The sequence below is a fragment of the Pseudomonas piscis genome (assembly GCF_009380155.1).
In the GTDB taxonomy this organism is placed as follows: Bacteria; Pseudomonadota; Gammaproteobacteria; order Pseudomonadales; family Pseudomonadaceae; genus Aquipseudomonas; species Aquipseudomonas piscis.
The window spans coordinates 443,929-469,855 of sequence record NZ_WHUV01000001.1; the positions used below are offsets into that span (position 1 = coordinate 443,929).

The window sequence follows — 25,927 nt, forward strand, 5'->3', positions numbered from 1 at the left end:
ACCGGGCCGCCACCTGCCGCGTGAATCCACCAGTCCCTGCCTGCCGATCGGCCCGAGTCACGCTCCTGGGCCGCGCCGGGCATTGTCCGGCACCAGGCAGCCGGGCTGCTGGCTGCGCACGGGTCTGAAGCTCGCGGCATTCTACTGGAATTGGGGGGCACTATGGACATCACCGAATTGCTGCTGTCGAGCGTCTCGCGCGGGGCTTCCGACCTGCATCTGTCCGCTGGGCTGGCGCCGTTGCTACGCATCGATGGCGATATCTGCCCTCTGGATGGGCCGGTGCTGGATGCGTCCCAGGTGCTGGCGTTGATCCATGAGCTGATGAGCGAGTCGCAGCGCAAGGCCTTCGCCAGCCAGCAGGACCTGGATTTCGCCCATGAACTGCCCGGGGTGGCCAGGTTTCGCGTCAATGCGTTCCAGCATGCCCGTGGTGCGGGAGCGGTGCTGCGGTTGATTCCTGCGCGGGTGCAGAGCCTGGAAGAGCTCGGGCTGGGGCCGGTATTCCGGCAGATCAGCGAGTTGCCCCGGGGGCTGGTGCTGGTGACCGGTCCCACCGGCAGCGGCAAGTCCACCACCCTGGCGGCGATGGTCGACCACCTGAACCGGACCCGCCGCCAGCACATCCTGACCATCGAGGACCCCATCGAATTCATCCACCCGCCGCAAGGTTGCCTGGTGCACCAGCGTGAAGTGGCCCGCGATACCCAGAGCTTCGCCACGGCCTTGCGCGCGGCCCTGCGCGAGGACCCGGATGTGATCCTGCTGGGCGAGCTGCGGGACCTGGAGACCATCCGCCTGGCGCTCACCGCTGCGGAAACCGGGCACCTGGTGCTCGCCACCCTGCACACCTCGTCGGCGGCCAAGACCATCGATCGCTTGGTGGATGTGTTTCCGGGAGAGGAGAAGGCCCTGGTGCGCTCGATGCTGGCCGAGTCATTGCAGGCGGTGATCGCCCAGGTACTGCTCAAGCGCATCGGGGGTGGAAGGGTGGCGGCCCACGAGATCATGCTGGGCACCGCAGCGATCCGTAACCTGATCCGCGAGGACAAGGTGGCGCAGATGTATTCGGCGATCCAGACTGGCGGGGCCCAGGGCATGCAGACCCTGGACATGAGCCTGAAGGCATTGCTGGCAAAGGGCTTGATCAGTCGCGAACAGGCGCGGGAAAAGGCACGAATGCCCCAGAGCCTGTGAGGGGAGGGCAAGCGCCGCCAGGCTGGCCTGGCGGCGAAGCGGGATCAGCGCTGGACGACCCGCAGGGTCTTCTGTTCCTTGGGCAGGACCCGCTTGGCAACCACGTAGTGATTGTCCCAGTAGGGTTTCTTCAAGGTGTCGATGGTGACCGACTTGCCGCGCCGCGGAGCGTGGATGAAACGATCGTTGCCCAGGTAGATGGCTACATGGTTGACCTTGCGGCTCTTGATGTTGAAGAACAGCAGGTCGCCCGGCTTGAGATCCTTGCGCTCGACCTTCTGCCCATGGCCGCTGGCCATGGCGTTGGAAGTGCGTGGCAGATCCACGGCGGCGACGTCATTGAAGGCGTATTTCACCAGGCCGCTGCAGTCGAAACCCTTGCTCGGGCTGCTGCCGCCCCAGCGATAAGGCGTGCCCAGGGCGTTGACGGCGCGGCTGAGGACGTTGCTGCTTTGCTTGGCGCCCATCTGGGGTACCAGCTTGCTGTCGACCTTGGCCAGTTGGGTGGAGTGCCGGCTCGTGGTCTTATGCTTGGCCGAGACCGTCGAAACATGGGATTTCGGGGTGTAGCCGTTGATGTTGGGAAGTCGTTGCTCACGGTTGGTGGCGTGGGCGGCCAGTGGCATTAATAGGCAAATGGTCAGCCATGTCTTGATAAATGGACGCATTAGGCAAGGCTCTTATTGATTAGCGCGCAACTTTATAACAGCTTTCAGGTCACTTCCGAGGCCGTTTGTCGACTAGACCTTGGGGTCAACTTCGGCAAAGAGGCGGCAACTTGACGCAGAAAACCGTCAGAAGTCAGGCAACACAAGGCTTTGGCGAAAGAGAAGGTAGCATCGACCACACGTCGAGCGCCTGTAAAAAAGTCACAAAGTTTTTGAGAAAATTTATCTATCACCCGCCAAGAGGCATTTGATGAACAGCTATCGCCAGGATTCCGCGACCCACGACACCCACAGCAAGGTGATCGGCTACCTGCTCTGGATATTCGGTTTTACCGGTGCCCACCGCTTCTATTACGGCAAGCCGGTGACCGGGACCCTCTGGTTCTTCACCTTCGGCCTGCTGGGCATCGGCTGGCTGATCGACCTGTTCCTGATTCCTTCCATGGATCGGGAGGCGGACCTGCGGTTTACCGCCGGTCCATTGGAATACAGCGTGGCCTGGATACTCCTGACCTTCCTCGGGGTGTTCGGCGTGCACCGCATGTACCAGGGCAAATGGCTGAGCGGGGTGCTCTACCTGTTCACCGGTGGCTTGTTCTTCATCGGGGTGCTGTATGACTTCTGGACCCTGAACGACCAGGTCTCCCTGGAGAACGCCAAGCGCCGTTGATCCCGTCATCGGCGCCGGCGGTGATGGCTGATGTAGCGCCTGGCGCAATGCGGGCGGCCCCTTCGGAGCCGTTCGCAGCCTGCGCCAGCGGCTACAGGATCAATCAGCCCTGATGGCTGATATGGCCATCCACCAGGGTGTAGCGCACTGCGCCCGGCAGGCTGTGGCCAAGGAACGGGCAGTTCTCGCCACGGGACAGCCAGCGCTCGCCGGCCACGGTGGAGCTGGCCGGGTCGAACAGCACTAGGTCGGCCGGGCCACCCACCGTCAGTTTGCCGGCCGGCAGGCGCAGGGCGTCGGCCGGGCCGGCGCTCAGGCGGGCCATCAGGGTCGGCAGGTCCAGCAGGCCGTCCTGCACCAGGGTCAGGGCCAGCGGCAGCAGCAGCTCGACGCTGCTGATACCTGGTTCGGTAGCGCCGAACGGAGCCAGCTTGGCATCGCGCTCATGGGGCTGGTGATGGCTGGCGATGGCTTGTACCACACCGGATTTAATTGCGGCGCGCAGGGCCTCGCGGTCGGCGTGCGAACGCAGGGGCGGCTGGACGTGATACAGGCTGGAGAAGTCGATCAGTGCCTCATCGGTCAGGATCAACTGATACAGGGCGACATCGGCGGTGACCGGCAGGCCGCGGGCCTGGGCCTGGGCGATCAGTTCCACGCCGCGGGCGCTGGTCAGCTGGCTGAAGTGCGCGCGCACCCCGCTTTGCTCCACCAGCAGCAGATCCCGGGCCAGGGCCACGGTCTCGGCGCTTTCGGGAATCCCCGGCAGGCCGAGGAAGCTGGCGGTGGCGCCTTCATGGGCCAGGCCGCCTTCGGCCAGGTCGCGGTCCTGGGAATGGAAGATCACCGTCAGGTCGAAGGTGGCGGCGTATTCCAGGGCGCGGCACAGGGTGCGGGTGCTGCGAAAGCCCTCCAGGCCGTTGCCGAAGGCCACGCAACCGGCATCGCGCAGGGCGATCAGCTCGGCCAGTTGCTCGCCGTCCAGGCCCTTGCTCAGGGCGCCGATCGGGAACACCTTGCTGTTGCCGGCTTCGCGCGCGCGGTCGAGGATCAACTCGGCCACCGCCGAGGTGTCCAGCACCGGCTTGGTGCGTGGCGGGCAGCACAGGCTGGTGACGCCACCGGCAGCGGCGGCGCGGGTTTCGCTGGCGATGCTGCCCTTGCGGCTGTAGCCCGGCTCACGCAGGGCGACGTTCAGGTCCACCAGGCCGGGGGCGGCCACCAGGCCCTTGCCGTCGATCACGGTGACGGCGTTGAAACCTTCCGGGGCGGCGCCGATGGCGGCGATCTTGCCGGCTTCCAGATGCAGATCGGTAACTTGATCCAGGCCGCTGCTTGGATCGATGACGCGGGCGCCGAGAATGCTGAGCTTCACTGGGCGTTCTCCTGCTCGAATTGTCGCTGGGCGGTCTGCCCGCTCATGGCCATGGACAGTACGGCCATGCGCACTGCGATGCCGTAGGTCACTTGGTTGAGGATCACCGAGTGGGGACCGTCGGCCACCGCCGACTCGATCTCCACGCCACGGTTGATCGGGCCCGGGTGCATGACGATGGCGTCGGGCTTGGCGCCGGCCAGGCGCGCGGTGGTCAGGCCGAACAGGCGGTAGAACTCGCCCTCGCTGGGCAGCAGGCCGCCCTGCATGCGCTCGCGTTGCAGGCGCAGCATGATCACCACATCGACGTCTTTCAGGCCTTCGGCCATGTCGGTGTAGACCTTCACCCCGTACTGCTCGATGCCGATGGGCAGCAAGGTCTTGGGCGCGATCACGCGGATATCCGGGCAGCCCAGGGTCTTGAGCGCCAGCATGTTCGAACGAGCGACCCGCGAGTGCAGGATGTCGCCGACGATGGCCACCGAGAGGTTCTCGAAGCCGCCCTTGTGCCGGCGGATGGTCAGCATGTCGAGCATGCCCTGGGTCGGGTGGGCGTGGCGGCCGTCGCCGCCGTTGATGATCGCCACCTGCGGGCACACGTGTTCGGCGATGAAGTGCGCGGCGCCGGAATCGCCGTGGCGCACCACGAACATGTCGGCGGCCATGGCCTCGAGATTGCGCAGGGTGTCGAGCAGGGTTTCACCCTTGCTCGCCGAGGAGGTGGACACGTTCAGGGTGATCACGTCCGCCGACAGTCGCTGGGCAGCCAGTTCGAAGGTGGTGCGGGTGCGGGTGGAGTTCTCGAAGAACACGTTGCACACGGTCTTGCCGCGTAGCAGCGGGACTTTCTTCACCGCCCGGGCGCCGACTTCGAGGAAGGAGTCGGCAGTGTCGAGGATTTCCGTCAGCAGCTCGCGGTTCAGGCCGTCGAGGGAGAGGAAGTGGCGCAGCTGGCCCTGATCGTTGAGCTGCAGCGGGCGCTTGGCGTCTAGAGGCGTCATCGCAATGGACTCTTTAAAAGGGCAGGTTTAGAGGGCGAGGTCTTGGAGCTCGAGTTGAAGCGGCGCAGGACCGGACAATTTTACCCGCTCGTGGGTCGCCAGCGACAGGGTCGCACCCACCACATTCGGCCGGATCGGCAGTTCGGCGGCGTTCAGGTCCAGCAGGCAGACCAGGGTCACGCTGGCCGGGCGGCCGTAGTCGAACAGCTCGTTGAGGGCGGCGCGGATGGTCCGGCCGCTCATCAGTACGTCATCGATCAGCACCAGGTGCTGGCCTTCGATCTCGAACGGCAGCTCGGACGGGCGCACTTGAGGATGCAGGCCGTTCTGGCTGAAGTCATCGCGGTAGAAGGAAACGTCCAGGGTGCCCAGGGGCGCGTCGCTGCCCAGGGCTTCCAGCAGCGCCTGGGCGACCCAGACACCGCCGGTACGGATACCGATGAAGCGAGGCTCGTTGATGGCGCGCTGGGCCAGGTGGGCTTTGAGATCGATGGCCATCTGGCTGATCAGGGCGGCGGGATTGGGCAGGCTCATGGTGGCTCCTTCGTGGGCTCGCGCCTTGTTGTCCGATAGCGGGGCGCGGTGACTTGGAACCTGCCCGGGATCTGCTGCGCTTGGCTCATGGGGCGTTGCAAGTGGCTTCGAAATGCTCATTTAGGTGCCTAAACTCCGCTTTCTGCGCCATTCCTGACTCGCCCGAGCATCGCTCGCTGGATCGTTGGCAGGTTCTTGTGGCTGGTGTCGGGCCAGGAGGCGCGCAGCCGCAGGCCGCGCATCCTCAGGATTCGGGGTTGCTAGGTATTCAGCAGCGTGGCGTTCTCGTCAAGCCAGCCCTGCAGCAGCAGGGCGGCGGCAATGGCGTCCACCGGGTTGTCGCGGTAGCTGCCTTTCTGGCCGCCCCGGGCCAGGCGTTCGCCCTTGGCCTCGAAGGTGGTCAGGCGTTCGTCGTGGGTATAGAAGGGCACGTTGAAGCGGCCGTTCAGGCGCCGGGCGAACTTCTCGGCGCGCTGGCACATCTCGCTCGGGGTGCCGTCCATGTTCAGGGGCAGGCCCACCACCACCGCATCGGGTTGCCATTCCTTGAACAGGGCCTCGACCTGGTTCCAGTCCGGCACGCCATTCTGGGCCTTCAAGGTGCACAGCTCGCGGGCCTGGCCAGTGATGGCCTGGCCCACGGCGACGCCGATTTGCCGGGTGCCGTAGTCGAAGCCCAGGATCAGTCGCAAGGCCATCAGGCGTGGCCCGCCTGGCTAGTGAGCAGGTTGAGGTTGACCCCCAGGTGACGGGCGGCCGCTTCCAGGCGCAGTTCGCTGCTGGTGTTGAACAGGATGTCGGCGTCGAACGGGCAGGTCAGCCAGGCGTTATCGGCCAGCTCGGCTTCCAGTTGCCCGGCTTCCCAGCCGGCGTAGCCCAGGGCGATCAGGTTCTTGCTCGGACCCACGCCGTCGGCGATGGCGAACAAGACATCCTGGGAGGTCGACAGCGAGACGCCATCGAGCTCCACCGTGGCCTGGTAGATCGGGCCGCTGGGGTGCAGGACGAAGCCGCGATCGGTCTGCACCGGCCCACCGCTGAAGATCGGCACGTGCTGGCACAGCAGCGACGGGTCTTCGTCAGGGCGCAGTTGCTCCAGGATATCGGCCAGGCTCAGGTCCTGCGGGCGGTTGATCACCAGCCCCATGGCGCCATTGGCGTTGTGCTCGACGATGTAGGTCAAGGTCTGGGCAAAGTTCGGGTCGGCCATGTGCGGCATGGCGATCAGGAAATGATGCTTGAGGTAGCTGGGGCTGACGTTTTTCATGAGCGCTAGTGTGGCGGCGGCGGGCCCGGCTGACAAGCTGGCGATGCGCCCGCAAGCTGGGGCGTGGCGCTGGCCGGACGGTCAGTTGCTGGACAGCTTGTCGCCCCGGGCGAAGCGCCAGGTGCGGATGATTTCCAGGCGGTCGATGTCCGACAGGTCGCCGGTGAAGGGGGCGAATGGCGCGGCCAGGCGCACGATGCGCTGGGCGGCCTGGTCCAGCAGTGGCTGGCCGGAAGACTCCAGTACCAGCACTTCATACAGCGAACCGTCGCGGTTGATCGACACCATCAACCGCAGGTTGCCGTAGATCTGTTTGCGCCGGGCTTCCTCGGGGTAGTTGAGGTTGCCGATGCGCTCGACCTTCTTGCGCCATTCGTCCTTGTACCAGGCGCCCTTGTCACGCATGGTCGAGGCCGCGCTCAGGCGGTGGATCCGTGGGCGCTTGGCATACAGCTGCTGTTCGTTGGCCAGTTCGGCCTCCAGGCTGGAGATCTCGCTGGACAGCTGCGAGCTGTCGAACGATGGCACGTCGGCCTTGGGCGTCGGTTCGCGCTTGACCTCTTCGCGTTGGGTCACGGTCTTCTTCGGCTTCGGCGCGGTGGTGGCCACGGCCGCCTTGGGCGCGGCCTCCTTGACCTGCGGCTTGACCGACGGTGGCGGCACGACCTTTTTCACCGAGTTGTCCTGGAAGGGCGCTACTTCGGTGGTCTTGGGAATGGCCTTCTTGTCCAGGGTGCCGCTGCCCTGCTGGTGGTCCTGGGCCAGGAAGTCGGCCTTCTTGGGCTTGGTCTCGCTCTTGAAGGTGGCCAGGGTGATTTCCAGGGTCTTGCTGATCTGCTGGGGCTCGGCGAAGGAAAAGCTCAGGCCGAGGATCAGCACCAGGTGCAGGAGCGCCGCGAGGAACAGGGTGAATCCCAGGCGATCGGCCGCGCGGACGCCACCATGGGCCAGCTCGGGTGGCAGGTCGGACGTAAGGCTCATTGGCAGTTCGACATCACAGCAGGCATTGCACAACCAACATCACGGTTTCACAGGCGGCGCATGATAACGCAATGTTGGTTTCAAGCTGTAAGCCTCAAGCTTCAAGCGACAAGCTGCATGTGACGTACGTCAAGCTTGTGGCTTGTTGCTTGCGGCTTGCAGTTTCTGCTCGATGGCATCCATCAGCATTGCGCCGATGTTGGTGCCGAAGGCGTTGTCGATTTCGCGGATGCAGGTCGGGCTGGTGACGTTGATTTCCGTCAGGTGCTCGCCGATCACATCGAGGCCGACGAACAGCAAGCCCTTGGCCCGCAGGGTCGGGCCGACCTGGGCGGCGATCCAGCGATCCTTGTCGCTCAGCGGGCGGGCTTCGCCACGACCGCCGGCGGCCAGGTTGCCCCGGGTTTCGCCGGCAGCCGGAATCCGCGCCAGGCAATAGGGTACCGGCTCGCCGTCGATCATCAGGATGCGCTTGTCGCCGTCCTTGATCGCTGGCAGGTAGGCCTGGGCCATGATCTGCTGGCTGCCCAGCACGGTCAGGGTCTCCAGGATCACCGACAGGTTCGGGTCGCCCGCGCGGTGGCGGAAGATCGAGGTGCCGCCCATGCCGTCCAGGGGCTTGAGGATCACGTCGCCATGCTGGGCGGCGAACTCGCGCAGGACGTCGGCGCGGCGGCTGACCACCGTGGGCGGGGTGCACTGCGGGAACAGCGTGGCGAACAGCTTTTCATTGCAGTCGCGCAGGCTCTGGGGCTTGTTGACCACCAGCACGCCGGCGCTCTCGGCCTGCTCCAGCAGGTAGGTGGAGTAGACGAACTCCATGTCGAAGGGCGGATCCTTGCGCATCAGGATCACGTCCAGGTCGCTCAGCGGGCTGTCGATCTCGTCTTCCAGCGCGAACCATTTCTGTGGGTCGGCGAAGACCTGCAGTGGGCGCATGCGGGCCCGGGCCACGCCGGTGCCCTGGTAGAGATCGCGCTGCTCCATATAGAAGAGGCTCCAGCCGCGTTCCTGGGCGGCCAGCAACATGGCCAGCGAGCTGTCCTTTTTATAGGAGATGCTGGCGATAGGGTCCATGACAATCCCGACGCGAACGCTCATGGGGCGGATTCCTTCAATCAAATGGGTGGAAGCAGGCTGGGGTCGGTCGCTGTCCGGTGACGGGCCGGCGTTGCCGGGCAAACGGGAACAGCTCCTGAAAGTGGCGTCAGAGTGGCGCTGACAGAGACCTGGGTCAAGGAAAAACCACAGCCCTGCGTAGTCCATGGATTGCAGGGGGGAGAGTGTGCTAAAAAGGCTCGCATGCCGGGCCGGGGCCTTGAAGTTCAAGGGTTTGGGGCATTGGCCAGCGGTACCCGATCAAATCGATTCGCTGGGGCGACGGTAGAGCAGACATGGAACAGCAATCCAACGCCTTGAAGGTGATGGTGATCGACGACTCGAAGACGATTCGCCGCACGGCCGAGATGCTGCTGAAGAACGTCGGCTGCGAGGTCATCACCGCGGTGGATGGCTTCGAAGCCCTGGCCAAGATCGTCGACCACCACCCCGGGATCATCTTCGTCGACATCATGATGCCGCGCCTCGACGGTTATCAGACCTGTGCGCTGGTCAAGAACAACAGCGCGTTCAAGTCCACTCCCGTGATCATGCTGTCCTCCAAGGACGGGCTGTTCGACAAGGCCAAGGGCCGCATCGTCGGCTCCGACCAGTTTTTGACCAAACCCTTCAGCAAGGAAGAACTGCTCAGCGCGATCAGGGCCCATGTCCCGGACTTCGTCGCGCTTGCGCCACAGTAGACACGCACAGCGGCGCCCGGTCAGTGGACCGCGCGCCTATACCGTATGGGGAAGACCATGGCTCGTATCCTGATCGTCGATGACTCGCCGACCGAAATGTACAAACTCACCGGCATGCTGGAGAAGCACGGCCACGAAGTGCTCAAGGCCGAGAATGGCGCCGACGGCGTGGCCCTGGCCCGGGAAGAGAAGCCCGATGCAGTGCTGATGGACATCGTCATGCCTGGCCTCAACGGCTTCCAGGCCACCCGCCAGTTGACCAAGGATGCCGAGACCAGCCACATCCCGGTGATCATCATCACCACCAAGGATCAGGAAACCGACAAGGTCTGGGGCACCCGCCAGGGCGCCAGGGACTACCTGACCAAGCCGGTGGAAGAAGAGACCCTGATCAAGACCCTGAACAACGTCCTGGCCGGCTGATCGCCCGCGCCATGAGCGAATCCCGGACCGCCTTCGAGCTGCTGCTGGAGATCGACCAGCGCTGCCGCCTGCTGGCCGCCGACCTGCCATCCCAGGAAACCCGCCAGCACAGCTGGAGCGGCATCGGTTTTCGCCTGGGCAGCCGCTGGTACGTGGCGGCCATGGGCGAGGTCAGCGAAGTCCTGCACGAGCCGCGCCATACCCTGTTGCCGGGGGTCAAACCCTGGGTCCGGGGCGTGGCCAACCTGCGCGGGCGGCTGCTGCCGATCATGGACCTGTGCGCATTCCTCGGCCACGAGCTGTCGCCCTTGCGCCTGCAGCGGCGGGTGCTCGTGGTGGAATACAAGGAACTGTTCGTTGGCCTTCTGGTGGATGAAGTGGCGGGCCTCAAGCATTTTGCCCAGGACACCCTGGAGCCTGGCGTCGGCGATTTTGCCGACACCGCGATCAATCCCTACCTGCAGGGGCAGTTTCGCCGCGAGCAGATCTGGCAAGTGTTCAGCCCCTTCGCCCTGGCGCGCTCGCCGGGCTTCCTGGAGGTGGCGGCGTGAACGGCGCCCCGGCGCCTGCATTACCCGTTCGCAGTACCACGGCAGGCCCAGGCCTTCCTGGATCAATCCACGCCGCCTGGCTGTCCCGGGCGACCGAATGCGGGAACACCCGCTCGCCACAGGCCTGACCGATGACCAAAGCCAAACCCGGCAAGCCCCAGGAAGGCTCCCGCAGCCGCTCGCAGATCATCGTGCTGTTCATCGCGCTGATCGTGTTCATCATGTTGCTGTTCGCCAACTTCGCCTACCTCAATACCCAGGCCACCTACGACAAGCAGTACATCGGCCATGCCGGCGAGCTGCGGGTGCTGTCCCAGCGCATCGCCAAGAACGCCACCGAGGCCGCGGCCGGCAAGGCGGCCGCGTTCAAGCTTCTGGGTGATGCACGCAATGATTTTGCCCAGCGCTGGGGTTACCTGAAGAAGGGCGACCCGGCCACCGGCCTGCCGGGCGCCCCGGTGGCGCTGCGCCAGGAGATGCACGCGGTGCAGCTGGACTGGGAAAAACTGCTGAAGAACGCCGACGCGATCCTCGCCAGCGAGCAGACGGTGCTGTCGTTGCACCAGGTGGCCGCGACCCTGGCCGAGACCGTGCCGCAGTTGCAGGTGGAATACGAGAAGGTGGTGGAGATCCTCCTCCAGCGCGGCGCCCCGGCCAGCCAGGTGGCCATGGCCCAGCGCCAGTCGTTGCTGGCCGAGCGGATCCTCGGTGCGGTCAACACCGTGCTGGCCGGGGACGAGAATGCCGTGCAGGCCGCCGATGCCTTCGGCCGCGACGCCGCCCGCTTCGGCCAGGTGCTCAACGGCATGCTGCAAGGCAACCCGGGATTGAAGATCAGCCAGGTCGAGGACCCTGATGCCAGGGCGCGGCTGACGGAGATCTCCGAGCTGTTCGAGTTCGTCTCCGGCTCCGTGGACGAAATCCTCGAAACCTCCCCCGAGCTGTTCCAGGTGCGTGAGTCGGCGAGCAATATCTTCAGCCTGTCCCAGACCCTGCTGGACGAAGCCTCGCGCCTGGCCATCGGTTTCGAGAACCTGGCCGGCAGCCGCAAGCTGGACACCATCGGCGGTTATGTCCTGGGCCTGCTGGCCCTGGCCTCGGTCATCCTCATCGGCCTGGTGATGGTTCGCGAGACCAACCGCCAGCTGCGCGAGACCGCAGAGAAGAACGAACGCAACCAGAACGCGATCATGCGCCTGCTGGACGAGATCGAGGACCTGGCCGACGGCGACCTGACGGTGACCGCCTCGGTGACCGAGGACTTCACCGGGACCATCGCCGACTCCATCAACTATTCCGTCGACCAGCTGCGCGACCTGGTGGCCACCATCAACCTCACCGCCGGCCAGGTGGCGGGCGCAGTGCAGGAAACCCAGACCACCGCCATGCAGTTGGCCGAAGCCTCCGAGCACCAGGCGCAGCAGATTTCCGAAGCCTCCACGGCGATCAACGAAATGGCCCAATCCATCGACCAGGTATCGGCCAACGCCGCCGAGTCCTCGGCGGTGGCCGAGCGTTCGGTGGAGATCGCCAACAAAGGCAACGAGGTGGTGCACAACACCATCCACGGCATGGACAACATCCGCGAGCAGATCCAGGACACCGCCAAGCGGATCAAGCGTCTTGGCGAGTCTTCCCAGGAGATCGGCGATATCGTCAGCCTGATCGACGATATTGCCGACCAGACCAACATCCTGGCCTTGAATGCGGCCATCCAGGCATCCATGGCCGGTGATGCCGGTCGCGGTTTTGCCGTGGTGGCCGACGAGGTACAGCGGCTGGCGGAACGTTCCTCGGCGGCGACCCGGCAGATCGAGACCCTGGTCCGGGCGATCCAGACCGACACCAACGAAGCGGTGATCTCCATGGAGCAGACCACCACCGAAGTGGTGCGCGGGGCACGCCTGGCGCAGGATGCCGGAGTGGCGCTGGAGGAGATCGAAGGCGTATCCAAGACCCTGGCGGCGCTGATCCAGAGCATCTCCAACGCGGCCCAGCAGCAGACTTCCTCGGCCGGGCAGATTTCCCTGACCATGAACGTGATCCAGCAGATCACCTCGCAGACCTCGTCCGGCTCCACGGCGACCGCCGAAAGCATCGGCAACCTGGCGAAGATGGCCAGCCAGCTGCGCCGCTCGGTTTCCGGCTTCACCCTGCCGGCGACCCGGGCGCCTGCCTCCAATGACAACCGCTGACTGAAACAAGGCTTTGACTGGAGTGGTTATGGTTGATCGGCACGACTACGTGGCCCTGGAATGGGTCAAGGGCGCAATTGCCGAAACCCTGAAGCTGGCGTATCAGGCGCTGGAGCATTTGGCCGAGGATCCCCGGGCGCCAGATGCCCTCGAGCAATGCCTGGAAGGCATCCATCAGGTCCACGGCAGCTTGCAGATGGCGGAGTTCTACGGCGCGGCGCTGCTGGCCGAAGAGATGGAAAAGCTCGCCCTGGCCCTGCAGCAGGAGCGCGTGGCCCAGCGCGACGAAGCCCTGCGCCTGTTGCGCCAGGCCATTGGCCAGTTGCCGCAGTACCTGGACCGGGTGCAGAGCGCGCGTCGCGACCTGCCACTGGTGGTGCTGCCATTGCTCAACGACCTGCGCAGTGCCCGCGGCGAGAGCTTGCTCTCGGAAACCAGCCTGTTCAGCCCGCAGTTGCCCAGCCTGCCGCCGCTGAGCGACAAGGCCCTGGCGGCGCTGGAGCCCCAGGAACTGGCGACCCAGTTGCGCAAGTTGCGGCATATGCTGCAAACCGCCCTGGTGGACCTGCTGCGCGAGCAGGATGACGAAATCAGCCTCGGGCACATGGCCAAGGTCTTCGAACGCCTGGAAGCCCTGTGCCAGGATGCGCCGCTGGCCCCCTTGTGGCATATCGCCTCGGCGCTGGTGGAAGGCATGCGCCAGGGCGTGGTTGCCAACAGCCCGGCGGTGCGCAGCCTGCTCAAGGATGCCGACAAGGAACTCAAGCGCCTGCAAGAGCAGGGCATGCCCGGGGTCAACCGGGCCGCCCCCGAGGAGCTGCTCAAGAGCCTGCTGTTCTATATCGCCAAGGCGCGCCATCCCACCCCATTGATGCTGACCATGAAAGAACGTTACGGACTGGACGATGCATTGCCCGACAGCGCAGTGGTCGATGAAGAGCGGGCGCGCATGGCCGGCCCCGACCGCGATGCCTTGCGCTCGGTGCTGACCGCAGTGTGCGACGGCCTGGTGCGGGTCAAGGAACGCCTGGACCTGTTCGTGCGCAGCGACCGCCAGCATGCCGATGACCTGGATGGCCTGCTCGCGCCGCTGCGGCAGATCGCCGACACCCTGGCAGTGCTGGGTTTCGGCCAGCCGCGCAAGGTGATCATCGACCAGTTGGCGGTGATCCAGAGCCTGGCCCAGGGCCAGCGCGCCCCCGACGACGCGGTGCTGATGGACGTGGCCGGGGCGCTGCTGTACGTCGAGGCTACCCTGGCAGGCATGGCCGGCACCGTGGAGCCGGAGAGCCGCGAGGAAAGCCGCCTGCCCACCACCGACCTGACCCAGATCCACCAACTGGTGATCAAGGAGTCGCGGGCCTGCCTGCAACAGGCCAAGGAGCTGTTGCTCGAGTCCATCGAGGCCGATTGGGAGCATGAGCCGTTGTTGGCCCTGCCCGAGCTACTGACCCAGGTGCGCGGAGCCCTGGCGATGATCCCCTTGCCCCGGGCGGCAGGGCTGCTGCAGGCCTGCAATGCTTTTATCGGCGAGCGGCTACTGACGGCCAGGGCCCTGCCGGACTGGCAGCAGCTGGATCACCTGGCGGACGTGATCGCCAGCCTGGACTACTACCTGGAACGCTTGAACGAAGACCCCGAGACACCGGGAGAAAAGATCCTCGACATCGCCCAGCAGGGGCTCTTGGCCCTGGGGTATGCGCCGCAGGTCCAGGCACCGCTGCCGGCGCACGAAGAGCAGGCGCTGACGCTGGCGGACGATCCCCAGGTCGCGCAGTCCCTGGCCGACGCTCTGGCCGCGCCGGTTTCGCTTCTCAATCCGCCGGCCCTGAGCACCCCGGGCAGCCTGCTGCCGCCGCCGGCGGGCGAGGCGCCGGTGGACGACGAGCTGCGCGAAGTCTTCCTCGAGGAAACCGAGGAAGTGCTGGAGATGCTCCGCGAGTACCTGCCGCGCTGGGAGGCCGATCCCCAGGGCCGGTCCGCCCTGAGCGAGTTGCGCCGGGCCTTCCATACCCTCAAGGGCAGCGGGCGGATGGTCCGGGCCCTGGTGCTGGGTGAGCTGGCCTGGGCGGTGGAGAATCTGCTCAACCGGGTGCTGGAGCACAGCGTGGAACCCAGTGTCCAGGTGCGCCAGCTGGTGGGCGATACCCTGGGCCTGCTGCCGGAGCTGATCACCGAGTACGCCGCCCATGCCCAACGCCAGCGTGACGATGTCGACCGCCTGGCGGCCCGGGCCCATGCCCTGGCCAGCGGCGCCACGCCCACGGCGCCGCGCGACGATGCCCTGGACCCGCAGTTGCTGGAGATCTTCCGTGCCGAGGCCCAGACCCACCTGGACAGCGTCAACCGTTTCCTCGACCAGGCCGCCGAACAATTGCCGTTGCAGGCCAGCGATGCCCTGCAGCGGGCCTTGCACACCCTCAAGGGCAGCGCCTCGATGGCCGGCGTGTGGCCGATCGCCGAGCTGGCCGGCCCTTTCGACCAGCTGGCACGGGAGTATCGAGCCCACCTGATACCCCTGGACCTGGACGAGGTAGAGCTGCTGCTGGAGGCCGAGGGCTTGCTGCGCAAGGGCCTGCGCCAACTGGACAGCACGCCGCTGGCGCCCATCGACGGCGCCCGGGCCCTGGCCGGACGAGCCCTGGCCCTGCTCGGCGAACGCCTGGAAGCCCTGCTCGATGCTCCGGACAGCGCGCTGCGGGCCAAGCGCGACCCGCAACTGATCAACGACTTCCTGGCCCAGGGCATGGACATCCTGCTGGATGCCGAAACCCTGTTGTTGCGCTGGCAACAACATCCCGGCGAGCGCCAGGAACTCAACGACCTGTTGGATGAGCTGACCACCCTGGGCGAAGGCGCGCACCTGGCCGACCTGCAGCCGGTGGATGAACTGTGCGAAGCCTTGCTCGACCTGTACGGCGCGGTGGAAGAAAGCAGCCTGGCGGTCAGCGAGCGCTTTTTCCACGAGGCCCAGGGCGCCCATGAGGCGCTGATCAACATGCTCGACGAACTGGCCGCGGGCCAGGAAGTCAGCCCGCAGCCCGAGCGGCTCCGGGCCTTGCGTGCGCTGCTGGATGAAAGCCTGGATCCGTCCGCCACCGGCTTGGTCAAGAGCGATGGCAGCCGGGCCCTGAGCATCAGCGAGCTGGGCGCTGCTACCGCGGGCCTTGCGCAACAGGCGTCGCAGGAGGCCGATGACGAGCTGGTGGAAATCTTCCTCGAGGAAGCGGTGGACATCCTCGACAGCGCCGACCAGGCCCTGCAACGCTGGCTGTCCGATCCGGAAAACGGCGCGCCGCTGTCCTCCCTGCAACGGGACATGCACACCCTCAAGGGCGGTGCGCGGATGGCCGAGGTGGCGCCGGTGGCGGAACTGGCCCAGGAGCTGGAGTCGCTGTATGAAGGCTTGGTGGATCGTCGCTACAGCCATGGCCAGCCCCTGGGCCTGCTGCTGCGTGGCAGCCATGAGCAACTGGCGGTACTGCTCCAGCAGTTGCAGGGCCAGCGACCGCTGGACGACTCCCGGGCCCAGGTCGAGGCGCTGCGCAGCTATCGGCAGCAGGCCAGTGGCCCTGGCGAGAGCGTGGCCGAGAGCGAGGAGGCGGATCACTCGGCCCAGGACCCGGAGCTGCTGGAAATCTTCCTCGAGGAAGGCTTCGACATCATCGACAGTTCCGCCGCCGCCCTGAGCCGCTGGCAGGCCGACCCCCAGTCCCGCCAGGAGGTGGAGACCCTGCTGCGCGACCTGCACACCCTCAAGGGCGGCGCGCGGATGGTGGAGATCAGCGCCATCGGCGACCTGGCCCACGAGCTGGAGTTTCTCTTCGAAGGCTTGTCTGCCGGTTTGCTGCAACCCAGCCCGGTACTCTTCACCCTGTTGCAGAAGAGCCACGACCGCCTGGCCCAGATGCTCGACGCCGCCCGGGCCGGGCAACCGATCGAGGCCGCTCGCAAGCTCATCGATGCCATCCACGACCTGAGCCATCCCCGGGTGCCGGCGACCTCGACCCCGGAGCTGGCCGCGCCGCCCGGCAAACCCGAGCCGGTCGCGCCGCAGCCGGAGGTGGCGGCCGGGGCCGACATGGTCAAGGTCTCGGCGGAGCTGCTGGATGACCTGGTGAACCTGGCCGGGGAGACCTCGATTTTTCGCGGCCGCATCGAACAACAGGTCAACGACGCCCGGGTGGCGCTGACCGAGATGGAAACCACCATCGAGCGGATCCGCGATCAGTTGCGCCGCCTGGATACCGAGACCCAGGGCCGGATCCTCAGCCGCCAGCAGGTGGAGGCCGAGCGCCTGGGCTACGAAGAATTCGACCCGCTGGAGATGGACCGCCATTCCCAGCTGCAACAGCTATCCCGGGCCTTGTTCGAGTCGGCCTCGGACCTGCTGGATCTCAAGGACACCCTCGACCGGCGCAACCATGATGCTGCCGACCTGCTGCAACAACAGGGACGCATCAACACCGAGTTGCAAGAAGGCCTGATGCGTACCCGCATGGTGCCGTTCGAGCGCATGGTGCCGCGCTTGCGGCGTATCGTGCGCCAGGTGGCCGAAGAGCTGGGCAAGGATGTGGAGTTCGTGGTTGGCAACGCCGAAGGCGAAATGGATCGCAATGTCCTGGAGCGCATGGTCGCGCCCCTCGAGCACATGCTGCGCAACGCCGTCGACCACGGCCTGGAGTCCGCCCAGGCGCGGCGCGCGGCGGGCAAGCCGGAGCAGGGGCGGATCACCCTGGATCTGTCCCGCGAGGGCGGCGATATCGTCTTCGACATGCGTGACGACGGCGCCGGCGTACCCCTGGAGGCCGTGCGCAAGAAGGCCATCAAGCGTGGCCTGCTGGACCCGCAGGCGCAGGTCAGCGACCGCGAGGTGCTGCAGTTCATCATGCAGCCGGGGTTTTCCACCGCCGAGAAGATCACCCAGATCTCCGGGCGTGGCGTGGGCATGGACGTGGTCCACGAGGAAGTGCGCCAGCTGGGCGGCAGCATGAGCATCGACTCGATAGCCGGCAAGGGCGTGCACTTTCGCATCCGCCTGCCGTTCACCGTTTCGGTCAACCGGGCGCTGATGGTCCAGTGCGGCGAGGAGCAATATGCGATCCCGCTCAACACCGTGGACGGCATCGTGCGGGTCATGCCGGGAGAACTGGACGCCTATTACCAGCTCGACCCGCCGCGCTACGAATACGCCGGCCAGTGCTACCAGCTGTGCTACCTGGGCGAACTGTTGCACACCGTGCCGCGGCCCAAGCTGCTGGGCCAGGTCCAGGCACTGCCGGTGTTGCTGGTGCAATGCAACGAACAGCTGATCGCGGTGCAGGTGGATGCCACCTTCGGTACCCGGGAAATCGTGGTCAAGAGCCTGGGGCCGCAGTTCGCCGCGGTCCAGGGGCTGTCCGGGGCGACCATCCTCGGCGATGGCCGGGTGGTGCTGATCCTCGACCTGCTGGCCCATATCCGCGCCCGCCAGGACCAGCCGCCGCAGCCCCGGGCGCCTGGCGGTGATGGTGCCGGCGAGGCGCAGCCGCCCCGGCCGATGCTGGTGCTGGTGGTGGACGACTCGGTGACCGTGCGCAAGGTCACCAGCCGCCTGCTGGAGCGCCATGGCATGAGCGTGCTGACCGCCAAGGACGGGGTCGATGCCATGGCCTTGCTGGCCGAGCACACCCCGGACCTGATGCTGCTGGATATCGAGATGCCGCGCATGGATGGCTTCGAAGTGGCGATCCAGGTGCGCAACGACCCGCGCCTGCAGCACTTGCCGATCATCATGATCACCTCGCGCACCGGCCAGAAACACCGCGACCGGGCCATGGCCATCGGCGTCAACGACTACCTCGGCAAGCCCTATCAAGAGTCGGTGCTGCTGGAAAGCATCGCCCTGTGGAGCAAGAACCATGCTTGACCATCGCGCCAGCACCCTCACCGGGTTGTTGCTGCCCCTGGCCGACCGCACCCTGATCCTGCCCAACGTGGCGGTGGCCGAGCTGATCGACTACCAGCAGGGACGCTTCGACCTGGATTCGCCACCCTGGTACCTGGGGCGAGTGCTGTGGCGCGACCGGCAGATCGCGCTGGTCAGCTTCGAGGCGGCCTGTGGCAACCCCACGGTGATCGGCGAGCGAGCGCGAATCGTCGTGCTCAATGCCCTGGGCGGGCGCCCGGAGCTGAAGTTCATCGCCTTGCTGGTGCAGGGCATCCCGCGCTCCTGCAAGCTCGACAGCCAGCTGAGCTATGTCGACGTGCCCCTGGCCTCCCTGGAGAAAGCCGCGGTGCAGGTCGCCGAGCAGGTGGCCAGGGTGCCGGACCTGCCGGCCCTTGAGGAACTGCTGGTGGAGGCCGGGCTGGCGCCTTAGGCCTCGGCCGCCAGCAGGCGGTCGCGAACTTCCATCAGGGCATAACCCAGCAGGTTGAGCCCGCGCCACTGTTCCGGGCGCTCGGCCTTGGCGTCGTCGGCTGCCAGGCCGATGCCCCAGACCCGGTCCACCGGGCTGGCTTCCACCAGCACCTTGTGGCGGGTGCACCGCAGGAAGTGCCCCAGCTCGGGGTGCTGGCTGAACTTGGCCAGGTTGCCCTGGACCACGATGTCGAAGCGGGCGGCCTGCCAGCGGGTGTCGTCGAAATCGCGCACTTCACGACCCAGGTGCTTGGCATAGGCGGGAGGGCCGGCCTGGAGGATGCGGGCATGGGTTTCGTGATCTTCGAACAGCAGCGCCTTGCCGGCCATCATGAAGTGTTCGGCGGTGGGGTAGTGGACGCCTTCGACCTCGAAGCCGGCGTCGAACCACTGGCTGAAGCAGCTCTGGGAAACCCGTCCGTCCCGGGGCGGCTGGTGGCCCCAGAACATCAGGTAGTCGGGCTTGAGGCCGCGTTGTAGTTGCTCCAGCAAGTCCTGGTTGGAGCGAATCGGTGTGTCCATGCTGACTCTCATCATGTGTTCCGGCCATTGAGCGGCCAATCCGACGGGCATTGTGTACCGGGTGCCGGGAGGGATGCCATCGCCGGGTGGTATGAAGATTGTTAAGTCGCGCCAGTAATGCGCCGGACCGGAACCGGCCGGCGAATCGTTACGCTTGGCGTAACTTTCCCACTCCGAGCTTGATTGATGCCCGCCGGGCTTCGCTCCTATGGTGGCTGCCACGACAGCGAACCTGTGGAGCGAGCATGACAACGACAATATCTCCCGACCCGCGCTGGTCGCGGCGGCGCAGCGAGAAGCAGCGGCGCCTCGAGCAGGTGCGGGCCATCGCCGATGGCGTGGTGTTGCCGACCGACAAGATCGTCGCGGCGCTGGAGGCGCTGATCCTGCCCGGCGACCGGGTGGTGCTGGAGGGCAACAACCAGAAGCAGGCGGACTTTCTTTCCCGGTCCCTGGCCAAGGTCGATCCGGCCAGGCTCCACGACCTGCACATGATCATGCCCAGCGTCGGCCGCGCCGAGCACCTGGACCTGTTCGAACGTGGCATCGCCCGCAAGCTCGACTTTTCCTTCGCCGGCACCCAGAGCCTGCGCATCAGTCAGTTGCTCGAAGACGGGCTGCTGGAGATCGGTGCCATCCATACCTACATCGAACTCTATGCCCGGCTGGTGGTGGACCTGACGCCCAACGTGGTGCTGTGCGCTGGTTTCATGGCCGACCGCGCCGGCAACATCTACACCGGCCCCAGTACCGAGGACACCCCAGCGCTGGTGGAGCCGGCGGCCTTCAGCGATGGCATCGTCATCGTCCAGGTCAACCAGCTGGTGGACGACGTCAGCGAGTTGCCCCGGGTGGATATCCCGGCCTCCTGGGTGGACTTCGTGGTGGTGGCCGACCAGCCGTTCTACATCGAGCCGCTGTTCACCCGCGATCCCCGGCACATCAAGCCGGTGCACGTACTGATGGCGATGATGGCGATCCGTGGCATCTACGAGAAGCACAACGTGCAATCGCTGAACCACGGCATCGGCTTCAATACCGCAGCCATCGAGCTGATCCTGCCCACCTACGGCGAGTCCCTGGGGCTCAAGGGCAAGATCTGCCGCAACTGGACCCTCAATCCCCATCCGACCCTGATCCCGGCCATCGAAAGCGGCTGGGTGGACAGCGTGCATTGTTTCGGCACCGAACTGGGCATGGAAAACTACATCGCCGCCCGTCCCGATGTGTTCTTCACCGGCCGCGACGGCTCCCTGCGCTCCAACCGGATGTTCTGCCAGCTGGCCGGGCAATACGCGGTGGACCTGTTCATCGGCGCCACCTTGCAGGTGGATGGCGACGGCCATTCCTCCACCGTGACCCGTGGCCGCCTGGCCGGTTTCGGTGGGGCGCCGAACATGGGCCACGATCCTCGCGGCCGGCGCCATGGCACCCCGGCCTGGCTGGACATGCGCCTGGACCAGGGCGCGGCGCCGCAGGCCCTGCTGGAGCGGGGCAAGAAGCTGGTGGTGCAGATGGTCGAGACCTTCCAGGAGGGCGGCAAACCGACCTTCGTCGACACCCTGGACGCGGTGGACGTAGCGAAGAAAAGCGGCATGCCCCTGGCGCCGATCATGATCTATGGCGACGACGTCACCCACCTGCTCACCGAAGAAGGCATCGCCTACCTGTACAAGGCCCGCACCCTGGAAGAGCGCCGGGCGATGATCGCCGCCGTGGCTGGAGTCACCGCCATCGGCCTGCGGCATGACCCCAGGGATACCCAGCGCATGCGCCGCGAGGGCCTGGTTGCCTTGCCCGAGGACCTGGGCATTCGCCGCACCGACGCCAGCCGCGAGTTGCTGGCGGCCAAGAGCATCGCCGATCTGGTGCAGTGGTCTGGCGGCCTGTATCACCCACCTGCCAAGTTCAGGAGCTGGTAATGCACGCATTCAACCTGCAATCCCGACCCCTGGGGCTGGCCGAGCGCCTGGCGGACCTGGCGGTGGACGCGCTGATCGACGAGGCCGACCTCTCGCCCAAGCCGGCCCTGGTGGATCGCCGTGGCAATGGCGCTCACAGTGACCTGCACCTGGGCCTGATGCACGCCTCGGCCCTGAGCCTGTGGCCGGCCTTCAAGGACATGGCCGAAGCCGCGCAACAACTCGCCCGTATCGACTTGCCGCTGCGCGAAGCCTTGGGGCGCAGCGGTCGCGAAGGTGAGCGGGCGATGCTGGTCACCACCGGCGGGGTCAACACCCATCGCGGGGCGATCTGGGCCCTGGGCCTGCTGGTGGCCGCCGCCGCCCTGGAACCTGGCTCCAGGGCGGCCGGCAGCGTCGCCTGGCGCGCCGCGCGCCTGGCGCTGCTGGAAGACCGGCATGCGCCACGGCCCTTGAGCCATGGTGCCCAGGTGGCGCAGCGCTACGGCGTAGGCGGCGCCCGGGAGGAGGCCCAGCAGGGCTTTCCTGCGGTGCTGCAATGGGGCCTGCCGCAACTGCGGCGCAGTCGTGCCCGGGGCCATGGCGAGCAGAACGCCCGGCTCGATGCGCTGCTGGCGATCATGACCCGGCTGGCCGACACCTGCGTGCTCTACCGCGCGGGCGAAGCGGGCCTGCGGGCCATGCAGGATGGCGCCCGGGCGGTGCTGGAGGCCGGTGGCAGCGCCAGCCTCGCCGGACGTCGGCGCCTGCACCAGCTGGACCTGCAACTTCTGACCTTGAATGCCTCGCCCGGTGGCGCCGCCGACCTGCTGGCCGCCTGCTTGCTGCTCGACCGGATCGAGGCCGCCGCCGACCAGGGAGCGAACTGATGGAAACCTTGTCCTTTGAATTTCCCGCCGGCCCTTCTGGCCGCGGCCGTGCGCTGGTGGGCTGTGTCGGCTCCGGCGACCTCGAAGTACTGCTGGAACCGGCACCGGCCGGCACCTTGAAGATCCAGGTCCAGACCTCGGTCAACGGCAGCGCCGCACGCTGGCAGCACCTGTTCCAACGCATGTTCGCCGGGCAGACGCCACCGGCGCTGCTGATCGACATCCATGACTTCGGCGCCACCCCGGGGGTGGTGCGCCTACGCCTTGAACAGGGCCTGGAGGAAATCGCCCATGACTGACAGCGCACGCTTGCTCGACCAGCACAGCTTCGTCGAACTGGGGGCCCGGCAGCGGGCCCGGGCGTTGCTGGACGCCGGCACCTTTCGCGAACTGCTCGACCCTTTCCAGCGCGTCATGTCGCCCTGGCTGCCGCGCCAGGGCGTGGTGCCCCAGGCCGATGATGGGGTGGTGATCGCCAAGGGCAGCATCGCCGGGTTGCCGGTGGTGATCGCTGCCATCGAAGGCGCATTCCAGGGCGGCAGCCTCGGCGAGGTGGGCGGGGCGAAGATCGCCGGCGCCCTTGAGCTGGCGGCCGAGGACAACCGCCAGGGCATCGCCACCCGTGCCGTGTTGCTGCTGGAAACCGGCGGTGTGCGGTTGCAGGAGGCCAACCTGGGGTTGGCGGCGATCGCCGATATCCATGCCGCGATCGTCGACCTGCGCCAATACCAACCGGTGATCGGCGTAGTGGCTGGCAGCGTTGGCTGCTTCGGTGGCATGTCGATCGCCGCCGGCCTGTGCAGCTACCTGCTGGTGACCCAAGAAGCGCGGCTGGGCCTGAACGGCCCGCAGGTGATCGAGCAGGAAGCCGGGATCGAGGAGTACGACGCCCGCGACCGGCCTTTCATCTGGAGCCTGACCGGCGGCGAGCAGCGTTTCGCCAGCGGCCTGGTGGATCGCTATGTGGCCGATGACGTGGCGCAGATCCAGGCCCAGGTTCGCGAATTGCTGGCCCTCGGCCTGCCCGAGCGGCAACGCAGCCACCAGGCCGAACACTATCTGCAATGTCTGGCCCGCCTGGACACGACGGCGCAAATCGATGCGGCGACGGTTCGCGATCTGTATCAAGGAGACCGTTCATGAGTGCAAGTTCTTTGCGGGGCCAGAACTGGTTCAACGCCCTGAAGGACGGCGCCGCTTCGGTGGCCGGCCTGCCGCCGTCGCTGCGGGTGGCCGATGGTGAACTGGCGGGGCAGTCGGCTCGTTTTATCGCTGTGGTGGCCGACCCGGAGAATCGTTTTCCCCGCGCCCGCCAGGGCGAGGTCGGCCTGCTGGAGGGCTGGGGCCTGGCCAAAGCGGTGGATGAAGTGATCGACGCCGACCGCGATCAGCCCCACAAGCGAGCACTGATTGCCATTGTCGATGTACCGAGCCAGGCCTATGGCCGGCGCGAAGAAGCCCTGGGCATCCACCAGGCCCTGGCTGGCGCTGCCGACAGCTACGCCCGGGCCCGCCTGGCGGGGCATCCGGTGATCGGCTTGCTGGTGGGCAAGGCCATGTCCGGGGCGTTCCTGGCCCACGGCTACCAGGCCAACCGGCTGATCGCCCTGCGCGACCCGGGCGTGATGGTGCACGCCATGGGCAAGGCCTCGGCGGCGCGGGTCACACTGCGCAGCGTCGAGGAACTGGAAGCCCTGGCCGCCAGCGTGCCGCCCATGGCCTACGACATCGACAGCTATGCCGGCCTGGGCCTCTTGTGGAAAACCCTGTCGGTGGAGCGCATCGAACAACCGACCCCCCAGGACCTGGACCAGGTCAGTGGGTGCCTGCTGCAAGCCATTGCCGATGTACGGGCCGCTGGCGTTGGGCTCGAAGGGCGCCTGGGGGCGGCGAACCGTGAGGCCTCGAGCCGGGTCCGCCAACTGCTGCGGGAGCAATGGTGAGCGCTTGCTCCCCCTGGCTGCCCCATGACCTGCTGTGGGGCATGGAGCCCGGGCAACTGGCGGCCGATGCGCCGGAGTGGGCGCGGCAGGTGCTGGAGCAGGGGCAGCCGGTGGTGGTGCGCCGGGCAGTGAGCGCTGCCGGTTCGATCGCCGTGGGGCTGCGTGGCCCGTCCCGGGAGCAGCGCTACCCGGCGTTGCTGGCGCTGGACGCGGTGCAGCGTGGAGTCCGCCCGGAGGCGTTGCGCCACGTGCCCTGGAGCCGTGCCTGGCCGGCGCTCCAGGCCCTGGACCAGTTGCGTGGCCCGCTGGACGCCCTGGGGCTGGCCTGGGGCGTGGGCGGCAGCGCCGGCTTCGAGCTGGCCAGCGGAGTTGGTGCATTGCACCAAGGCAGCGACCTGGATTTGATCCTCCGGGCGCCTGAGCCGCTGTCCCGGGTACGGGCCCGGGAGCTGCTGGCACTGCTCGATGGCGCCGTGTGCCGGGTCGACCTGCAATTGCAACTGCCGGCCGGGGGCCTGGCCTTGCGTGAGTGGGCCGGGAGCGCCTCGCGGGTATTGCTCAAGAGCGCCAGCGGAGCGCGGCTGGTGCGCGATCCCTGGTGCCCAGGGGAGTTGGCGGCATGAGCAGCTTGCTGGTGTTCCCGGGCCAGGGGGCGCAGCAGCCGGGGATGCTCCAGCGACTGCCCGAGCGGCCGGAAGTCGTGGCCTGCCTGCGCGAGGCCAGCGATGTGCTGGGGCAGGACGTACTGGGCCTGGACTCGCCCCAGGCCCTGGCCGGGACCCGGGCGGTGCAGCTGTGCCTGCTGATTGCCGGGGTGGCCTGTGCCCGGACCCTGTTGCACGCGGATTGTCCGGTGGACTACGTAGCGGGTCTGTCCATCGGCGCCTATCCGGCGGCGGTGGTGGCCGGGGCCCTGGATTTCGCCGATGCCCTGCGCCTGGTGAGCTTGCGCGGGGAGCTGATGCAGCAGGCTTATCCACAGGGCTACGGCATGACCGCGCTGATGGGCCTGGACCTGGGCACGGTGGAGGCGTTGCTGGCCCAGGTCCACAGCCCGCAAAGGCCGGTGTACCTGGCCAATATCAATGCCGACACCCAGGTGGTGATCGCCGGCAGCGAGGCGGCGATGCAGGCCGTGGCCGAACTGGCCCGGGCATGTGGCGCCGGGGTGGCCAGGCGCCTGGTGGTCAGCGTGCCGTCCCATTGCCCATTGCTGGAGCAGCCGGCCCAACGGCTGGCCGAGGCATTCGCCAGGGTGCCGATGGAGCCGCCCCGGCTGGGGTACCTGAGCGGTAGCCGCGCGCGGCCATTGCGCACGGTGGAGCAATTGCGCGACGACCTGGCCTTCAACATGTGCCGGCTGGTGGATTGGCGCGGCACCGTGCAGGGCGCCTATGAGCGCGGCGTACGGTTGCAGATCGAATTGCCGCCCGGGGCGGTGCTCAGCGGCTTGGCGCGCCGGGTGTTCGAGCAGGGCTCGGTGATCGCCTTCGATGGCGCCCGCCCGGACACCTTGCAGGCGCTATTGCGCGAGGAGGGCCGCCGCGACCGATAGAACCGCGACCCAGGCTGGCGAAGCACAAGAACAACAACTTCGACGATGCACTGCG

At 66.7% G+C, this 25,927-nt stretch carries 24 protein-coding genes; 15 read left to right on the top strand and 9 right to left on the bottom strand.

Annotation, left to right across the window (positions count from 1 at the left end; all coding sequences use genetic code 11):
* Window positions 1–162 precede the first annotated feature (162 nt).
* Entirely contained in the window at window positions 163–1,197 is a 1,035-nt protein-coding gene (locus GDH07_RS02090) for a type IV pilus twitching motility protein PilT (protein ID WP_152896577.1), read from the top strand.
* 44 nt (window positions 1,198–1,241) lie between these two features.
* Here the strand turns inward: GDH07_RS02090 and GDH07_RS02095 are convergent, their stop codons facing one another.
* The gene (locus GDH07_RS02095) at window positions 1,242–1,865 is read right to left on the bottom strand and encodes a C40 family peptidase (protein WP_031320664.1); all 624 of its coding nucleotides are present in this window, start codon (window positions 1,863–1,865) and stop codon (window positions 1,242–1,244) included.
* A gap of 250 nt (window positions 1,866–2,115) precedes the next feature.
* Here GDH07_RS02095 and GDH07_RS02100 point away from each other — a divergent pair, with 250 nt between their 5' ends.
* Window positions 2,116–2,535: an NINE protein gene (locus tag GDH07_RS02100; protein ID WP_022641619.1), complete on the top strand. Its 420-nt coding sequence runs from the start codon at window positions 2,116–2,118 to the stop codon at window positions 2,533–2,535.
* Window positions 2,536–2,638: 103 nt separating this feature from the next.
* Here GDH07_RS02100 and GDH07_RS02105 read toward each other — a convergent pair whose 3' ends face one another.
* From GDH07_RS02105 to gshB, 7 genes are all read right to left on the bottom strand, one after another.
* The gene (locus GDH07_RS02105; RefSeq protein ID WP_343038091.1) at window positions 2,639–3,910 is read right to left on the bottom strand and encodes a dihydroorotase; all 1,272 of its coding nucleotides are present in this window, start codon (window positions 3,908–3,910) and stop codon (window positions 2,639–2,641) included.
* Window positions 3,907–4,911, bottom strand: a complete 1,005-nt coding sequence (locus GDH07_RS02110; protein ID WP_022641617.1) for an aspartate carbamoyltransferase catalytic subunit — start codon at window positions 4,909–4,911, stop codon at window positions 3,907–3,909. The genes GDH07_RS02105 and GDH07_RS02110 overlap by 4 nt, the downstream gene beginning before the upstream one ends.
* Before the next feature lie 27 nt (window positions 4,912–4,938).
* A complete protein-coding gene (gene pyrR / locus GDH07_RS02115) occupies window positions 4,939–5,445 on the bottom strand; it encodes a bifunctional pyr operon transcriptional regulator/uracil phosphoribosyltransferase PyrR (RefSeq protein ID WP_053133958.1) in 507 nt (168 codons plus the stop codon).
* Window positions 5,446–5,705: 260 nt separating this feature from the next.
* Window positions 5,706–6,143 (bottom strand): Holliday junction resolvase RuvX, encoded by a 438-nt coding sequence (gene ruvX / locus GDH07_RS02120; protein WP_022641615.1) that lies wholly within the window; start codon window positions 6,141–6,143, stop codon window positions 5,706–5,708.
* Window positions 6,143–6,712 (bottom strand): YqgE/AlgH family protein, encoded by a 570-nt coding sequence (locus GDH07_RS02125; protein WP_152896578.1) that lies wholly within the window; start codon window positions 6,710–6,712, stop codon window positions 6,143–6,145. The genes ruvX and GDH07_RS02125 overlap by 1 nt, the downstream gene beginning before the upstream one ends.
* A gap of 81 nt (window positions 6,713–6,793) precedes the next feature.
* Entirely contained in the window at window positions 6,794–7,693 is a 900-nt protein-coding gene (locus tag GDH07_RS02130) for an energy transducer TonB (RefSeq protein ID WP_152896579.1), read from the bottom strand.
* Window positions 7,694–7,822: 129 nt separating this feature from the next.
* Complete coding sequence (gshB, locus tag GDH07_RS02135) at window positions 7,823–8,794, bottom strand: glutathione synthase (RefSeq protein ID WP_152896580.1); 972 nt, start codon at window positions 8,792–8,794, stop codon at window positions 7,823–7,825.
* A gap of 293 nt (window positions 8,795–9,087) precedes the next feature.
* Between gshB and pilG the strand changes: the two genes are divergently transcribed.
* The 6 genes from pilG (at window position 9,088) to GDH07_RS02165 (ending at window position 19,020) form a co-directional block, all read left to right on the top strand.
* Window positions 9,088–9,492, top strand: coding sequence for a twitching motility response regulator PilG (gene pilG / locus GDH07_RS02140; RefSeq protein ID WP_022641612.1), 405 nt, complete (start codon window positions 9,088–9,090; stop codon window positions 9,490–9,492).
* Between the two features lie 57 nt (window positions 9,493–9,549).
* On the top strand, window positions 9,550–9,915 hold the full coding sequence (gene pilH, locus GDH07_RS02145) for a twitching motility response regulator PilH (RefSeq protein ID WP_022641611.1): 366 nt from the start codon (window positions 9,550–9,552) through the stop codon (window positions 9,913–9,915).
* Between the two features lie 11 nt (window positions 9,916–9,926).
* Window positions 9,927–10,466 carry a chemotaxis protein CheW gene (locus tag GDH07_RS02150; RefSeq protein WP_022641610.1) on the top strand — a complete coding sequence of 180 codons (540 nt, stop codon included), beginning with the start codon at window positions 9,927–9,929 and terminating at the stop codon, window positions 10,464–10,466.
* 131 nt (window positions 10,467–10,597) lie between these two features.
* Window positions 10,598–12,661 (top strand): methyl-accepting chemotaxis protein, encoded by a 2,064-nt coding sequence (locus GDH07_RS02155; RefSeq protein WP_053133969.1) that lies wholly within the window; start codon window positions 10,598–10,600, stop codon window positions 12,659–12,661.
* A gap of 28 nt (window positions 12,662–12,689) precedes the next feature.
* On the top strand, window positions 12,690–18,569 hold the full coding sequence (locus tag GDH07_RS02160) for an Hpt domain-containing protein (RefSeq protein WP_152896581.1): 5,880 nt from the start codon (window positions 12,690–12,692) through the stop codon (window positions 18,567–18,569).
* Complete coding sequence (locus GDH07_RS02165) at window positions 18,562–19,020, top strand: chemotaxis protein CheW (protein WP_022641607.1); 459 nt, start codon at window positions 18,562–18,564, stop codon at window positions 19,018–19,020. Before GDH07_RS02160 ends, GDH07_RS02165 begins: the two co-directional genes overlap by 8 nt.
* Here GDH07_RS02165 and ybiA read toward each other — a convergent pair.
* Window positions 19,017–19,583 carry a riboflavin biosynthesis intermediates N-glycosidase gene (ybiA, locus tag GDH07_RS02170; protein WP_152896582.1) on the bottom strand — a complete coding sequence of 189 codons (567 nt, stop codon included), beginning with the start codon at window positions 19,581–19,583 and terminating at the stop codon, window positions 19,017–19,019. The two genes, GDH07_RS02165 and ybiA, sit on opposite strands and share 4 nt — an antisense overlap.
* Window positions 19,584–19,828: 245 nt before the next feature.
* Between ybiA and mdcA the strand changes: the two genes are divergently transcribed.
* The 7 genes from mdcA to mdcH are packed head-to-tail and all read left to right on the top strand — an operon-like array spanning window position 19,829 to window position 25,872.
* Window positions 19,829–21,505: a malonate decarboxylase subunit alpha gene (gene mdcA / locus GDH07_RS02175; RefSeq protein ID WP_152896583.1), complete on the top strand. Its 1,677-nt coding sequence runs from the start codon at window positions 19,829–19,831 to the stop codon at window positions 21,503–21,505.
* Entirely contained in the window at window positions 21,505–22,374 is an 870-nt protein-coding gene (locus tag GDH07_RS02180; protein WP_152896584.1) for a triphosphoribosyl-dephospho-CoA synthase, read from the top strand. Before mdcA ends, GDH07_RS02180 begins: the two co-directional genes overlap by 1 nt.
* Window positions 22,374–22,673, top strand: a complete 300-nt coding sequence (locus GDH07_RS02185) for a malonate decarboxylase subunit delta (protein ID WP_022641603.1) — start codon at window positions 22,374–22,376, stop codon at window positions 22,671–22,673. Before GDH07_RS02180 ends, GDH07_RS02185 begins: the two co-directional genes overlap by 1 nt.
* A complete protein-coding gene (locus GDH07_RS02190) occupies window positions 22,666–23,517 on the top strand; it encodes a biotin-independent malonate decarboxylase subunit beta (protein WP_152896585.1) in 852 nt (283 codons plus the stop codon). The genes GDH07_RS02185 and GDH07_RS02190 overlap by 8 nt, the downstream gene beginning before the upstream one ends.
* Window positions 23,514–24,317: a biotin-independent malonate decarboxylase subunit gamma gene (gene mdcE / locus GDH07_RS02195; RefSeq protein ID WP_152896586.1), complete on the top strand. Its 804-nt coding sequence runs from the start codon at window positions 23,514–23,516 to the stop codon at window positions 24,315–24,317. Before GDH07_RS02190 ends, mdcE begins: the two co-directional genes overlap by 4 nt.
* Window positions 24,314–24,940 carry a malonate decarboxylase holo-ACP synthase gene (locus tag GDH07_RS02200; RefSeq protein ID WP_343038094.1) on the top strand — a complete coding sequence of 209 codons (627 nt, stop codon included), beginning with the start codon at window positions 24,314–24,316 and terminating at the stop codon, window positions 24,938–24,940. Before mdcE ends, GDH07_RS02200 begins: the two co-directional genes overlap by 4 nt.
* Window positions 24,937–25,872, top strand: a complete 936-nt coding sequence (mdcH, locus tag GDH07_RS02205; protein ID WP_152896588.1) for a malonate decarboxylase subunit epsilon — start codon at window positions 24,937–24,939, stop codon at window positions 25,870–25,872. The genes GDH07_RS02200 and mdcH overlap by 4 nt, the downstream gene beginning before the upstream one ends.
* The last annotated feature ends 55 nt before the right edge of the window (window positions 25,873–25,927 follow it).

What these genes read in the sequence shown, in the direction of transcription:
- GDH07_RS02090 (WP_152896577.1), top strand. Translation starts at nt 163, where the DNA reads ATGGACATCACCGAATTGCTGCTGTCGAGCGTCTCGCGCGGGGCTTCC.
- GDH07_RS02095 (WP_031320664.1), bottom strand. Translation starts at nt 1,865, where the DNA reads ATGCGTCCATTTATCAAGACATGGCTGACCATTTGCCTATTAATGCCA.
- GDH07_RS02100 (WP_022641619.1), top strand. Translation starts at nt 2,116, where the DNA reads ATGAACAGCTATCGCCAGGATTCCGCGACCCACGACACCCACAGCAAG.
- GDH07_RS02110 (WP_022641617.1), bottom strand. Translation starts at nt 4,911, where the DNA reads ATGACGCCTCTAGACGCCAAGCGCCCGCTGCAGCTCAACGATCAGGGC.
- pyrR (WP_053133958.1), bottom strand. Translation starts at nt 5,445, where the DNA reads ATGAGCCTGCCCAATCCCGCCGCCCTGATCAGCCAGATGGCCATCGAT.
- ruvX (WP_022641615.1), bottom strand. Translation starts at nt 6,143, where the DNA reads ATGGCCTTGCGACTGATCCTGGGCTTCGACTACGGCACCCGGCAAATC.
- GDH07_RS02125 (WP_152896578.1), bottom strand. Translation starts at nt 6,712, where the DNA reads ATGAAAAACGTCAGCCCCAGCTACCTCAAGCATCATTTCCTGATCGCC.
- GDH07_RS02130 (WP_152896579.1), bottom strand. Translation starts at nt 7,693, where the DNA reads ATGAGCCTTACGTCCGACCTGCCACCCGAGCTGGCCCATGGTGGCGTC.
- gshB (WP_152896580.1), bottom strand. Translation starts at nt 8,794, where the DNA reads ATGAGCGTTCGCGTCGGGATTGTCATGGACCCTATCGCCAGCATCTCC.
- pilG (WP_022641612.1), top strand. Translation starts at nt 9,088, where the DNA reads ATGGAACAGCAATCCAACGCCTTGAAGGTGATGGTGATCGACGACTCG.
- pilH (WP_022641611.1), top strand. Translation starts at nt 9,550, where the DNA reads ATGGCTCGTATCCTGATCGTCGATGACTCGCCGACCGAAATGTACAAA.
- GDH07_RS02150 (WP_022641610.1), top strand. Translation starts at nt 9,927, where the DNA reads ATGAGCGAATCCCGGACCGCCTTCGAGCTGCTGCTGGAGATCGACCAG.
- GDH07_RS02155 (WP_053133969.1), top strand. Translation starts at nt 10,598, where the DNA reads ATGACCAAAGCCAAACCCGGCAAGCCCCAGGAAGGCTCCCGCAGCCGC.
- GDH07_RS02160 (WP_152896581.1), top strand. Translation starts at nt 12,690, where the DNA reads ATGGTTGATCGGCACGACTACGTGGCCCTGGAATGGGTCAAGGGCGCA.
- GDH07_RS02165 (WP_022641607.1), top strand. Translation starts at nt 18,562, where the DNA reads ATGCTTGACCATCGCGCCAGCACCCTCACCGGGTTGTTGCTGCCCCTG.
- ybiA (WP_152896582.1), bottom strand. Translation starts at nt 19,583, where the DNA reads ATGGACACACCGATTCGCTCCAACCAGGACTTGCTGGAGCAACTACAA.
- mdcA (WP_152896583.1), top strand. Translation starts at nt 19,829, where the DNA reads ATGACAACGACAATATCTCCCGACCCGCGCTGGTCGCGGCGGCGCAGC.
- GDH07_RS02180 (WP_152896584.1), top strand. Translation starts at nt 21,505, where the DNA reads ATGCACGCATTCAACCTGCAATCCCGACCCCTGGGGCTGGCCGAGCGC.
- GDH07_RS02185 (WP_022641603.1), top strand. Translation starts at nt 22,374, where the DNA reads ATGGAAACCTTGTCCTTTGAATTTCCCGCCGGCCCTTCTGGCCGCGGC.
- GDH07_RS02190 (WP_152896585.1), top strand. Translation starts at nt 22,666, where the DNA reads ATGACTGACAGCGCACGCTTGCTCGACCAGCACAGCTTCGTCGAACTG.
- mdcE (WP_152896586.1), top strand. Translation starts at nt 23,514, where the DNA reads ATGAGTGCAAGTTCTTTGCGGGGCCAGAACTGGTTCAACGCCCTGAAG.
- mdcH (WP_152896588.1), top strand. Translation starts at nt 24,937, where the DNA reads ATGAGCAGCTTGCTGGTGTTCCCGGGCCAGGGGGCGCAGCAGCCGGGG.